This is a genomic window from Delftia sp. PE138 (genome assembly GCF_018320755.1).
GTDB lineage: Bacteria > Pseudomonadota > Gammaproteobacteria > Burkholderiales > Burkholderiaceae_C > Comamonas > Comamonas tsuruhatensis.
Genome location: NZ_JABEPN010000012.1, coordinates 1 through 11,961 on the forward strand (window position 1 = coordinate 1; position 11,961 = coordinate 11,961).

Consider the following 11,961-nt stretch of genomic DNA (forward strand, 5'->3'; position numbering starts at 1 on the left):
AGTTCAACGAGGTCATGACCCCGCTGGCCGACAAGCTGGGCGCCGCCATCGGCGCCAGCCGCGCAGCGGTGGACGCAGGCTATGCGCCCAATGACCTGCAGGTCGGCCAGACCGGCAAGATCGTGGCGCCCCAGCTGTACATTGCGGCCGGTATTTCCGGCGCCATCCAGCACTTGGCCGGCATGAAGGACTCCAAGGTGATCGTGGCGATCAACAAGGACCCCGAGGCACCGATCTTCTCGGTGGCCGACTACGGCCTGGAAGCCGACCTGTTCCAGGCCGTGCCCGAGCTGGTGCAGGCGCTGTAAGCGACCAAAGCTGAAAAATGAGGGGCACAAGGCCCCTCTTTTTCCGTCACGGATGCCGGGATGGCCCGCTGGTCATGGTTCGCGGCAACGACTACAACAACGGCTTTGGCCGCCAGCGGGTGCTGGCAATGGCATGAACCGAGAGGGAGATTGAAATGAAGATGATGCGCTTGCGCCTGGCCCGCACGGCCGTGGCCTTTGTCTGTGGCGCCATGGCGCTGGCCGCCGAGGCCAATGCCTGGGTGGTGGGGCAGGTGGCACCCATGTCGGGAGCCGGCGCGACGCAGGGCCGGGCCTATGCCCAGGGCATGCGCCTGTACTTTGACCAGATCAACAAGGCCGGCGGCGTGCAGGGCCAGCCCGTGCAACTGGTCACGGTGGACGATGTGGGCCACCCCGATGAAACCGTGGACAAGACTCGCAAGCTGCTGGACGAGTCCAAGCCCGTGGTGCTGGCCGGCTACTTCGGCAACCGCAACATGGCTTCGCTGCTGGACAGCAAGCTGCTCGACCAATCCCAGATCTCCCTGGTCGGTTACCAGAGCACGGACACGCGTGTGCTGAGCCATCCCCAGATCTTCAGCACCCGCGCCAACCTGCCCGAGGAAATGGCCAAGATCGCCTCGCACCTGGCCACCGTGGGCATCACGCGCCTGGCCCTGCTGCATGACGAACGCCCGGATGCCAAGGCCGTGGCTGAACTTGTGGACAAGGCGATTGCGCCTTCCAAGGCCAAGCTGGTGGTCAGCGCTTCGCTGAGCACGGGCAAGGGCGCCATGGACAAGGCCGTGTCCCAGTTGCAAAAGGCCCAGCCTTCGGCGCAGGCCGTGATGGTGGTGGCCTCCAGCCCCGTGACCTCGGCCTTCGTCGAGGCGTACCGCATGGCGGGCGGCACGGCCCAGATCTACGCGACATCGGAAGCCGATATCGAGCAACTGGCCAAGCGCCTGCCCGTGGAGTTCATGAGCGGCCTGTCCATTGCCCAGGTCGTGCCCAGTCCCTACAAGGTGACCATGCGGCTGAACAAGGAGTTCAGGGACGCGGCCACCGCTGCCGGCAAGTCGCTGACCGTGCCGGTCAGCTACGCCATGATGGAAGGCTATGTGAACGCCCGCGTCATCGTGGAGGCCATGCGCCGCACCCAGCCGCTGACGCGCGAGAAGCTGGCCGCTTCGCTGCGCGGCCTGGACGCCTTCGATCTGGGCGGCTACTGGGTTACCTATCGTCCGGGCTCGCAGGCGGGCTCGAAATTCGTGGATTTGTCCATCGTCAACGCATCGGGCCGCGTCACGCAATAACGCAGCAATGCAGTAGTGCCGTGGCGGCGCGCCCGCTGTCCCAGGTCGCCGCGCGCTGCGCGCCGGCGGTCCAGGCTCTGTTCAGGAAGGTTCAACAATGACTTACTCGGCTCCCCTCAAAGACATGCTGTTCGCCATGGAGCATCTGGCGCAGATCGACCAGGTGGCGCAGTTGCCCGGTTTCGAGGAGGCTGGCCTGGAGACGGCCCAGGCCGTGCTGGAGGAATGCGCCAAGCTGTGCGAAGGCGTGGTGGCGCCGCTGAACCTGCCGGGCGACGTGTCGCCTTCCAGCCTCAAGGACGGCGTGGTCACCACCACGGCGGGCTTCAAGCAGGCCTTTCGCCAGTACGCCGAAGGCGGCTGGCAGGGCCTGCAGCATCCGCAGGATTTTGGAGGCCAGGGCCTGCCCAAGACGATTGGCGCGGCCTGCGTGGAAATGCTCAACAGCGCCAACCTGAGCTTTGCGCTGTGCCCGCTGCTGACCGACGGCGCCATCGAGGCCCTGCTGACGGCGGGCAGCGATGAGCTCAAGGCCACCTATCTCGAGAAGCTGGTGACCGGCGAGTGGACCGGCACCATGAACCTGACCGAGCCCCAGGCCGGCTCCGACCTGGCCCTGGTGCGCACCAAGGCCGAGCCGCAGCCCGATGGCAGCTACAAGGTCTTCGGCACCAAGATCTTCATCACCTATGGCGAGCACGACATGGCCGAGAACATCGTCCATCTGGTGCTGGCCCGCGTGGCCGGGGCGCCCGAGGGCGTCAAGGGCATCAGCCTGTTCGTGGTGCCCAAGTTCCTGGTCAACAAGGATGGCTCGCTGGGCGCGCGCAACGATGTGCACTGCGTGAGCATCGAGCACAAGATGGGCATCAAGGCCTCGCCCACGGCCGTGCTGCAGTACGGCGACAACGGGGGCGCCATCGGTTACCTGGTGGGCGAGGAAAACCGCGGCCTCGAATACATGTTCATCATGATGAACGCGGCCCGCTACGCCGTGGGCGTGCAGGGCATTGCCGTGGCCGAGCGCTCCTACCAGCATGCCGTGGCCTATGCCCGCGAGCGCGTGCAAAGCCGCCCCGTGGACGGCAGCGTGAAGGCCAGCGCCACCATTATCCACCACCCCGATGTGCGCCGCATGCTCATGACCATGCGCGCCTACACCGAGGGCTGCCGCGCCATGGCGGCCACGGCCGCTGCGGCCTACGACGCATCCCACCACCATGCCGACGCCCAGGTGCGCGAGGCCAATGCGGCCTTCTATGAATTCATGGTGCCCCTGGTCAAGGGCTACAGCACCGAGATGAGCCTGGAAGTCACCAGCCTGGGCGTTCAGGTGCACGGCGGCATGGGCTTCATCGAGGAGACGGGCGCCGCCCAGTACTACCGCGACGCCAAGATCCTGACCATCTACGAAGGCACGACCGCCATCCAGGCCAATGACCTGGTGGGCCGCAAGACGGCGCGCGATGGCGGCCAGACCGCGCTGGCCATTGCGGGCCAGATCGAGAAGACCGAGGCCGAGCTGGCCGCCAGCGGCACGCCCGAGGCACTGGCCGTGGCCCGCCAGCTGGCCGCCGCGCGCCAGGCTTTCGCGGAGGCGGTGCACTTCGTCTCGGGCCAGGCCAAGGCCGAGCCCAATGCCGTGTACGCCGGCAGCGTTCCCTACCTGATGCTGGCGGGCAACCTGGTGGCAGGCTGGCAGATGGGCCGCGCCCTGCTGGCGGCCGAGCAGCTGTTGCACAAGGGACAGGACGAGGCCTTCATGCGCGCGAAGATTGCGACGGCGCGCTTTTATGCCGAGCACATCCTCGTCAAGGCGGCGGGCCTGCGCGATGCCATCGTGCACGGCGCAGGCAGCGTGATGGCACTGCCCATGGACGCCTTCTGACCCGGCGCTCCCGCAAGGCACAACGCAGACAGAGATACCGAGAACCAACGGAGACAACGCATGTCCAAGCTTCCCCCGGCGCTGAAGAAACTGGCCCTGCCAGTGATCGGCTCGCCGCTGTTCATCATCAGCAACCCCAAGCTCGTGATCGCCCAGTGCCAGGCCGGCATCGTGGGTTCCATGCCCGCGCTCAACGCGCGCCCGGCCGAGCAGCTCGAAGACTGGCTGGCCGAGATCACCGAGACCCTGGCCGCCTGGGACAAGGCCCATCCGGACCGGCCCTCGGCGCCGTTCGCCATCAACCAGATCGTGCACAAGAGCAATGACCGGCTCGAGCACGACATGCAGATGTGCGCCAAGTACAAGGTGCCCATCGTCATCACCAGCCTGGGTGCGCGCGAGGACGTGAACCAGGCCGTGCACAGCTGGGGCGGCGTGGTGCTGCACGACATCATCAACAACAAGTTCGCGCACAAGGCCATCGAAAAGGGGGCCGACGGCCTGATCGCCGTGGCGGCGGGCGCGGGCGGCCATGCGGGTGTCAAGAGCCCGTTCGCGCTGATCCAGGAAATCCGCGAATGGTTCGACGGCCCCGTGGCGCTGTCGGGCTCCATCGCCTCGGGCGGTGCCATCCTGGCGGCCCAGGCCATGGGTGCGGACTTCGCCTATATCGGCTCGGCCTTCATCGCCACGCATGAGGCGCGTGCGCACGACGCCTACAAGCAGGCCATCGTGGACGGCACGTCCGACGACATCGTCTACAGCAACCTGTTCACGGGCGTGCACGGCAACTACCTGGCGCCGTCCATCCGCGCGGCTGGCCTGGACCCCGACAACCTGCCCGAGTCGGACCCCAGCAAGATGAACTTCGGCGGCGACGCCAAGAAGGCCTGGAAGGACATCTGGGGCTGCGGCCAGGGCATTGGCGCCATTCGCGAAGTCACGGGTGCGGGCGAGCTGGTGGAGCGTCTCAAGCGTGAATACAACCAGGCGCGCGACCGCCTGCTGTCCACCCCGTAAGGTTGGCAGAGCCCAGGACGGGCTCTTCTCCTACCCCGCCAGACGGCGCCTTCGGGCGCCGTTTTCTTTGGGTATTACCCACGCTGTGCGGGTCCGGTCCTCGAAGTTGTTTGCGCAAAACCCCTTGCGCACGCTTGACTGCTTCACTCGGCTTCCCACTACGAGCGACTTGCCTGGAGCAAGTTTGTTTAGAATTCTTTGCGTAATTTCAGTAAATACTGAAATTACAGAATAAATGAACAAACCTTGTACCCCGTCATTGCCTGAGTTCCACCAGCTGGCGCGTCGTCCGATGGCGGGTACGGGGCGCCTGGTGCTGGCCTCGCTGCTGTGGCTGCCGCAGGCGGCGCTGCTGGCGCTGGCCGTGCAGTCCATGGCCGATGGCGCAGGCGTGGAGCCGCTGTGGCCACTGTGGCAGCTTGCGGCCGGCGTGGCACTGCTGGGCGGGTTGCGCGCCTGGTGCGATGCCAGCGGCACGCGCCGTGCGAATCTGCAGGCGCGCAGCCTGGTGAGTGCGCTGCGCGCGCAGGTGCTGCGCACGCTGGCGGGCACCTCGCCGCTGGACCGCCAGCGCGCGGCCTCGGGCCAGGCGGCCAGCGCCATGGCCGAGCAGGCCGAGGCCATCGTGCCCTGGCTGTCGCGCTACCAGACCGCCATGTGGCGCGTGCGCACCGTGCCGCTGGTGATTGCGCTGGCCGTGGCCAGCCAGAGCTGGGTGGTGGCGCTGATCCTGGTGGTGGCCGCACCGCTGATCCCGCTGTTCATGGCCATCGTCGGCTGGCGCGCCAAGGCGGCCAGCCAGGCGCAGATGGTGGAGCTGGGCGGCATGAACGCCTTCCTGCTCGACCGGCTGCGCGGCCTGTCCACCCTGCGCGCCCTGGGCGCGGTGGATGCCACGGCGCAGCGGCTGCGCGCCAATGCCGAATCCCTGCGCGAACGCAGCATGCGCGTGCTGCGCATCGCCTTTCTGTCCTCTGCGGTGCTGGAGCTGTTCTCGGCCCTGGGCGTGGCCATGGTGGCCGTGTACGTGGGCTTTCACCTGCTGGGCCATCTGCCCTTTGGCAGCTGGGGCCAGACACTGAGCCTGGGCCAGGCGCTGTTCGTGCTGCTGCTGGCGCCCAGCTTCTTCGATCCCCTGCGTGAGCTGTCTGCCGTATGGCACGACCGCGCCAGCGGCGAGGCCGCACTGCAGGCCCTGGGCGATCTGGGTCGCGATGCGCAGCCGCTGCCCGGCGCGCTGAGTGCGCCCGGCAGGGCGGCCGGCCAGGCCTGCGCCCTGCACCTGGAGCAGGTGCGGCCCCAGGCGCCAGGCGGCGCGGTCACGCTGCCGGCGCTCACGCTGGACGTGCGGCCTGGCGAGCATGTGGCGCTGTGGAGCCCCAGCGGCAGCGGCAAGTCGCTGTTGCTGGCGCAGATTGCTGGCCTGCTGCCGGTGGCCGAGCCTGGGCGCATCCATATCGACGGCCAGCTGCTCGACGGCGAATCGGCCGGCCGGCTGCGCGCGCGCATGGCCTGGATGGGGCAGAGCCCGCATGTGTTCGCCGGCTCGGTGGCCGAAAACCTCCGGCTGGGCCGCCCGGGATTCACCTTCGGCGAACTGCGCCAGGCCTTGCGGCTGGCCGGTCTGGGCAAGCTGGCCGAGGCCCGTGCCGGCGCCACGCTGGGCGAGGGCGGAGCCGGCCTGTCGGGTGGGGAGATCGTGCGCCTGGCCCTGGCGCGCCTGGCCCTGTCGCGCGAGGCAGGCCTGCTGCTGGTCGATGAACCCACGGCCCACCTGGACCCGGCCACGGCCGCCCAGGTCACCGATGCCCTGCTGCAGCTGGCACGCGGGCGCACGCTGATCGTCGCCACCCACGATGCCGAACTGGCCGCCGCCATGCACCGCGTGGTGGAGCTGGCGGGCCATGCCGCCCCGCAGGAGCTGGCCGCATGAAGCCCCGCTCCACCCTCCGGCCCGTGCTTGCCGCCCTGGCGCGCATGGCGCCCCGCCGCCTGTGGCTGGGCGGCGCGCTGCTGGCCTTGCTCACGGTGCTCATGGGCATGGCGCTGCTGGGCCTGTCGGGCTGGTTCATCACGGCCACGGCGCTGGCCGGGCTGGTGCCGGCCACGGCCATCGTCTTCGACGTCTTCATGCCCTCGGCCGGTATCCGCCTGCTGGCCCTGGGCCGCACGGGCACCCGCTATGCCGAACGGCTGGTCACCCATGACGCCACCCTGGCCGTGCTGGCCGCCCTGCGCGAGCGGCTGCTGCGCAGTTGGGCCACTCCCGCCGCCGCCCTGAGCCTGCGCCTGCGGCCCGCGCGCCTGCTGCAGCGGCTGACGGCCGACGTGGATGCGCTGGACAGCCTGTACCTGCGCCTGTTCGTGCCCTTGCTGGCCGCCACGGGTGCCACGCTGGTGGCCGCCCTTGCGCTGGGACTGATGCGCTGGTGGCTGGGCCTGGCCTTGGCTGCGTGGCTGCTGGCCACGGGCCTGGGCAGCGCCCTGTGGCTGGCCCGCAGTGCGCGCCGGCCCGCCGTGCGCCGCGCGCTGGCGCTGGAGTCCCTGCGCGCCCGCACGGCCGACCTGGTGGCCGGGCAGGCGGAGCTGGCCATGGCCGGCACCCTGGCCGCGCATTGCGAACGCATTGCCGCCCTGGACGCCCGCGTGGCCGAGGCCGACGCCGCACTCCACGGCCTGGAGGCCCGAACCTCCTTCGTGCAGGGCCTGTGCGGCGCCCTGGCCCTGGCCGGTGTGCTGCTGGGCGTGGGCTGGCTGGCCGAGGCCGGCCTGCTGGGCGCCCCCGTGGCCGCGCTGGCCCTGTTGCTGGCGCTGACGGCCATGGAGCCCTTTGCCGCATTGCGCCGTGGCGCGCTGGAGGCCGGCCGCAGCTGGCTGGCCGCGCGCCGGCTGGCGCCTGCCCTGCGCGACGGCGCTGCGCAAGGCGCCTGCGAACCGGCTGCGCCCGGGCAGGGCTTGGCGGTTGAGCTGGAGCAGGTCGTGGCACCCCGTGCCGCCGTGCTGGCCCAGGACATCCGTATCGCCGAAGGCGAACGTGTCGCCCTGCTGGGCGCCAGCGGCGCGGGCAAGACCACGCTGCTGTCCCTGATGGCCGGCGAGCTCCAGCCGCTGGCCGGCGCCGTGCGTGCCCGGCGCTGCACCTGGATGACGCAGCGCACCGAACTGTTCGAGGACAGCCTGCGCGACAACCTTTTGCTTGCCTGCCCCCAGGCCGCCGAGGACACGCTGTGGGCGGCGCTGGAAGTCGCCGGGCTGGCCGGCGATGTGCGCGCCATGGCGCAGGGCCTGGACACGCGGCTGGGCGAGGGCGGGCTGGGCCTGTCCGGCGGCCAGGCACGGCGCCTGGCGCTGGCGCGGCTGCTGCTGAGCCCCGCGCGCTGCTGGCTGCTGGACGAAGTGACCGAGGGCCTGGATGCACGCACGGCCGCCGACCTGCTGGTGCGGCTGGACAGCGCAGCCCGGGGCCGCACCCTGGTGCTGGCCACCCACAAGCTGCGGGAGGCGCAACTGGCCGACCGGCTGCTGTGGGTGGAGCAGGGCCGCGTGGTGTCCGAGGCGCTGCGCGGCACACCGCCGTTCGAGGCGGCCCTGGCGCGCCTGCGACAGGACGGCTGATCAAGGATTTCACCAAGTACCCCGAGAGAAAGGATCTCACCATGGACCTCGACATCGTCGATCTATCGCGGCTGCAGTTCGCGGTAACGGCGCTCTACCACTTCCTGTTCGTGCCGCTGACCATCGGCCTGGCCGTGATCATCGCCATCATGGAGACCGTCTTCGTGATGACGGGCCGCACCATCTGGCGCGACATGACGAAGTTCTGGGGCACGTTGTTCGGCATCAACTTCGCCATGGGCGTGGCCACGGGCATCGTGATGGAGTTCCAGTTCGGCATGAACTGGAGCTACTACAGCCACTACGTGGGCGACATCTTCGGCGCGCCGCTGGCCATCGAGGGGCTGATGGCCTTCTTCCTCGAAGCCACCTTCGTGGGCCTGTTCTTCTTCGGCTGGGACCGCCTGAGCAAGGTGGGGCATCTGGTGACCACCTGGTGCGTGGCCCTGGGCTCGAACTTCTCGGCGCTGTGGATCCTGATCGCCAACGGCTGGATGCAAAACCCCGTGGGCGCGGCGTTCAACCCGCAGACCATGCGCATGGAGGTCACCGACTTCTTCGCGGTGCTGACCAACCCCGTGGCCCAGGCCAAGTTCGTGCACACGGTCTCGGCAGGCTACGTGACGGCGGCCATCTTCGTGCTGGGCGTTTCGGCCTGGTATCTGCTCAAGGGCCGGCACATCCAGCTGGCGCGCCGCTCCATGACGGTGGCCACCTCGTTCGGCCTGGCCGCCGCGCTGTCGGTGGTGGTGCTGGGCGATGAAAGCGGCTACCTGTCCTCGGAGCACCAGAAGATGAAGCTGGCCGCCATCGAGGCCATGTGGGACACCGAGCCCGCACCGGCCGCCTTCACGGCCTTCGGCTTTCCCGACAAGGCCGCACGGGAGACGCACTACGCCGTTCACATTCCCTGGGTCATGGGCCTGATCGGCACGCGCTCGCTGACCACCGAGATCCCCGGCATCAACGACCTGGTCCAGCGCACCGAGCAGTACATCCGCAACGGCATCGAGGCCTATGGCGCGCTGGAGGCCATCCGCGCCGCCGGCCCCACGGGCCAGGTGCCGGCCGAGGCCAAGGCCGTCTTCGAGGACAAGGGCGGGCAACTGGGCTACGCGCTGCTGCTCAAGCGCTACGTGGACGACCCGCGCCAGGCCACGGACGCGCAGATCGCCCAGGCCGCCTGGGACACCGTGCCGGCCGTGGGGCCGCTGTTCTGGGCCTTCCGCATCATGGTGGGGCTGGGCATGTTCTTCATCGCGCTCACGGCGGCCTTCTTCTGGCTGTCGGTGCGGCGCAGGCTGGACGCCCATCTGTGGATGCTCAAGCTGGCCGTGATCGCCATTCCCCTGCCCTGGATCGCGGCCGAGTGCGGCTGGATCGTGGCCGAGGTGGGCCGCCAGCCCTGGATCATCGAAGGCGTGCTGCCCACGGCGCTGGCCGTCTCCAACCTGGGCGCGGGCACGCTGCTGCTGACGATTGCAGGCTTCATCGCCATCTACTCCGTGCTCTTCGTCATCGAGATGAAGCTCATGGTGAAGGCCATCCGCAAGGGACCGCAGGAGGAAAGCGCACCGCACCTGACCACCTACTTCCCTCTGATGCAAAAACTCGCCCGCGGGCAATGACCAAGGGAGATTGTCACCATGATTCTTCACGAACTGATCAGCTACGACGTCCTGCGCCTGCTGTGGTGGGGCCTGCTGGGCGTGCTGCTCATCGCCTTTGCCGTCACCGATGGCTTTGACCTGGGCGCTGCCGCGCTGCTGCCGCTGGCGGCCAGGACCGACGTGGAGCGCCGCGTCGTCATCAACTCTCTGGGCCCGGTCTGGGAAGGCAACCAGGTCTGGCTCATCCTGGGCGGCGGCGCCATCTTTGCGGCCTGGCCGCAGCTGTACGCGGTCTCGTTCTCGGGCTTTTACCTGGCCATGTTCGCGGCGCTGGTGGCGCTGATCCTGCGGCCCGTGGCCTTCAAGTTCCGCAGCAAGCGCGAGGAGCCGGCCTGGCGCGCGCGCTGGGATGCCGTGCTGTGCATGGCCGGCGTGGTGCCCGCGCTGATCTTCGGTGTGGCCCTGGGCAATGTGCTGCAGGGCGTGCCCTTCCGCCTGGCGCCCGACATGCGCATCTACTACGAGGGCACGTTCTTCGGCCTGCTCAACCCGTTTGCGCTGCTGGCCGGCCTGGTCTCGCTGTGCATGCTGCTCATGCATGGTGCGTCCTGGCTGGTGTTCAAGACCGAGGGCGATGTGGCCGCGCGCGCGCGCCGCCTCGGCATGGTGGCGGCCGTCGCCACCACGGTGCTGTTCGCGGCGGCCGGCGTGTGGCTGGCCGCGCTCAACGGCTACCGCATCACCAGCGAGGTCAACACCACCGGACCGTCCAACCCGCTGTTCAAGACGGCTGCGCTGCAGGCGGGCGCCTGGTTTGCCAACTACCAGGCCCGGCCCGTGCTCTGGGCCGTGCCGGCCATCGGCCTGCTGATGCCGCTGCTGGCGGCGCTGGGCCTGTGGCTGCGCCGCGAGTGGCTGGCCCTGCTGTCCAGCGGCCTGGGCATTGCCGGCATCATCGCCAGCGTGGGGGCGTCCATGTTCCCGTTCATCCTGCCCTCGTCGCTGAACCCGCAGCACAGCCTCACGGTCTGGGACTCTTCGTCCAGCCATGTGACGCTGTTCATCATGCTGGTGTGCGCGCTGATCTTCGTGCCCCTCATCGTGGCCTACACCAGCTGGGTCTACAGCGTGCTGCGCGGCAAGGTCGACCCGATGGCCATCATCGAGGGCCGCGGCCACTCGTACTGATCCACCGAATCAAGCAACGACATTCAACGTCAAGAAAAGGACACAACACCATGTGGTACTTCGCCTGGTTGCTCGGCCTGCCGCTGGCGGCCGCCTTCGCGGTGCTCAACGCGATGTGGTACGAACTGATGGACGACGAGGCCACGCGCCGCGAACTCCTGGCCCGGGAGAAATAAAGCTCCCCCTGAGGCGCTTCGCGCCTTCCCCCTCTCTCTTCGGGAGGGGGACGACACCCTCGCTGCGGGGGCGGCCCTTGCTCGGTGTCCCTCGCTTTGGGCTACGCCAGTTTTTGCACGCGCTTACCGCCAATGAAGCATTGCTGTAAACACAATGAGCTCCCTCGGGAGCTCATTTTTGTACGCAGGCTTGCCAGGTTCAATCGTCGGTGTCGTCCGCCTTGGCGCGGCCCTTGCCGCCCGTGATGCGGTCCTTCAGGTCCAGCAGCCGGGTCACGGCCGTGCCCATGCCCATGAGCTGCATGGCGGTCTCGGGCGACAGGCGCTGTACGTCGTCAAACCAGTTCATGAGCCGGTCGATCAGCTCGTACATGTCGCGCATGCGCTGCTGGGCGTAGCGCTCTTCTTCGGTGGTGACTTCCTCCAGCATGGCGGCGCGCAGCATGGACTGGGTGGGCTCGATCTCGCGGCGGCGGCGTTCCTCTGCCAGGCGGCGGAAGATTTCCCAGACATCCTGCGGCGCCTCGAAATACTCGCGCCGGTCGCCGGGCTGGTGGCGCAACTGCACCAGGCGCCAGGCCTGCAATTCCTTGAGCCCCATGCTCACGTTGGAGCGCGAGAACTCCAGCGTCTCGGCGATCTGGTCGGCATTGAGCGGCTCGGGCGAAAGAAACAGCAGAGCGTAGATCTGGCCTACCGTGCGGTTGATGCCCCAGCGGCTGCCCATCTCGCCGAAGTGCGAGACGAACTGCCGGTTCAACGCCGGAAGAGGTTTGGGTTGCGTCATGGCATGCATTGTGCCTTCGCGTGCCGGCATGTCCTGTGCGGCTTGGAAAGCGGTGCGTCAGCTTTCTGCAA

At 68.5% G+C, this 11,961-nt stretch carries 10 protein-coding genes; 9 read left to right on the plus strand and 1 reads right to left on the minus strand.

Annotation, left to right across the window (positions count from 1 at the left end; translation table 11 throughout):
* From HFGMBDPB_RS27080 to cydX, 9 genes are all read left to right on the plus strand, one after another.
* Window positions 1-308: electron transfer flavoprotein subunit alpha/FixB family protein (locus HFGMBDPB_RS27080; protein WP_212646642.1), on the plus strand; the 308-nt coding region annotated here is incomplete at its 5' end.
* 155 nt (window positions 309-463) lie between these two features.
* The gene (locus HFGMBDPB_RS27085; RefSeq protein ID WP_016450177.1) at window positions 464-1,606 is read left to right on the plus strand and encodes an ABC transporter substrate-binding protein; all 1,143 of its coding nucleotides are present in this window, start codon (window positions 464-466) and stop codon (window positions 1,604-1,606) included.
* A 97-nt stretch (window positions 1,607-1,703) separates the two neighbouring features.
* The gene (locus HFGMBDPB_RS27090; protein ID WP_203399758.1) at window positions 1,704-3,494 is read left to right on the plus strand and encodes an acyl-CoA dehydrogenase; all 1,791 of its coding nucleotides are present in this window, start codon (window positions 1,704-1,706) and stop codon (window positions 3,492-3,494) included.
* A gap of 60 nt (window positions 3,495-3,554) precedes the next feature.
* Entirely contained in the window at window positions 3,555-4,514 is a 960-nt protein-coding gene (locus HFGMBDPB_RS27095; RefSeq protein WP_012204314.1) for an NAD(P)H-dependent flavin oxidoreductase, read from the plus strand.
* 292 nt (window positions 4,515-4,806) lie between these two features.
* The gene (gene cydD, locus HFGMBDPB_RS27100) at window positions 4,807-6,447 is read left to right on the plus strand and encodes a thiol reductant ABC exporter subunit CydD (RefSeq protein WP_212646678.1); all 1,641 of its coding nucleotides are present in this window, start codon (window positions 4,807-4,809) and stop codon (window positions 6,445-6,447) included.
* A complete protein-coding gene (locus tag HFGMBDPB_RS27105; RefSeq protein WP_212646643.1) occupies window positions 6,444-8,129 on the plus strand; it encodes an amino acid ABC transporter ATP-binding/permease protein in 1,686 nt (561 codons plus the stop codon). Before cydD ends, HFGMBDPB_RS27105 begins: the two co-directional genes overlap by 4 nt.
* 41 nt (window positions 8,130-8,170) lie before the next feature.
* On the plus strand, window positions 8,171-9,757 hold the full coding sequence (locus tag HFGMBDPB_RS27110) for a cytochrome ubiquinol oxidase subunit I (protein WP_212646644.1): 1,587 nt from the start codon (window positions 8,171-8,173) through the stop codon (window positions 9,755-9,757).
* A gap of 18 nt (window positions 9,758-9,775) precedes the next feature.
* Window positions 9,776-10,927 carry a cytochrome d ubiquinol oxidase subunit II gene (gene cydB / locus HFGMBDPB_RS27115; RefSeq protein ID WP_016450182.1) on the plus strand — a complete coding sequence of 384 codons (1,152 nt, stop codon included), beginning with the start codon at window positions 9,776-9,778 and terminating at the stop codon, window positions 10,925-10,927.
* Window positions 10,928-10,977: 50 nt separating this feature from the next.
* Window positions 10,978-11,103, plus strand: a complete 126-nt coding sequence (gene cydX, locus HFGMBDPB_RS27120) for a cytochrome bd-I oxidase subunit CydX (RefSeq protein ID WP_012204319.1) — start codon at window positions 10,978-10,980, stop codon at window positions 11,101-11,103.
* A 199-nt stretch (window positions 11,104-11,302) separates the two neighbouring features.
* On the opposite strand, the gene HFGMBDPB_RS27125 is transcribed toward cydX, so the two are convergent.
* Entirely contained in the window at window positions 11,303-11,899 is a 597-nt protein-coding gene (locus HFGMBDPB_RS27125; protein ID WP_026062606.1) for a GbsR/MarR family transcriptional regulator, read from the minus strand.
* Window positions 11,900-11,961: the final 62 nt, after the last annotated feature.

Excerpts from the sequence above, each read along its gene's own strand:
- HFGMBDPB_RS27110 (WP_212646644.1), top strand. The coding sequence starts at position 8,171 with ATGGACCTCGACATCGTCGATCTATCGCGGCTGCAGTTCGCGGTAACG.
- cydD (WP_212646678.1), top strand. The coding sequence starts at position 4,807 with ATGGCGGGTACGGGGCGCCTGGTGCTGGCCTCGCTGCTGTGGCTGCCG.
- HFGMBDPB_RS27085 (WP_016450177.1), top strand. The coding sequence starts at position 464 with ATGAAGATGATGCGCTTGCGCCTGGCCCGCACGGCCGTGGCCTTTGTC.
- HFGMBDPB_RS27095 (WP_012204314.1), top strand. The coding sequence starts at position 3,555 with ATGTCCAAGCTTCCCCCGGCGCTGAAGAAACTGGCCCTGCCAGTGATC.
- HFGMBDPB_RS27090 (WP_203399758.1), top strand. The coding sequence starts at position 1,704 with ATGACTTACTCGGCTCCCCTCAAAGACATGCTGTTCGCCATGGAGCAT.
- HFGMBDPB_RS27125 (WP_026062606.1), bottom strand. The coding sequence starts at position 11,899 with ATGCATGCCATGACGCAACCCAAACCTCTTCCGGCGTTGAACCGGCAG.
- HFGMBDPB_RS27105 (WP_212646643.1), top strand. The coding sequence starts at position 6,444 with ATGAAGCCCCGCTCCACCCTCCGGCCCGTGCTTGCCGCCCTGGCGCGC.
- cydB (WP_016450182.1), top strand. The coding sequence starts at position 9,776 with ATGATTCTTCACGAACTGATCAGCTACGACGTCCTGCGCCTGCTGTGG.
- cydX (WP_012204319.1), top strand. The coding sequence starts at position 10,978 with ATGTGGTACTTCGCCTGGTTGCTCGGCCTGCCGCTGGCGGCCGCCTTC.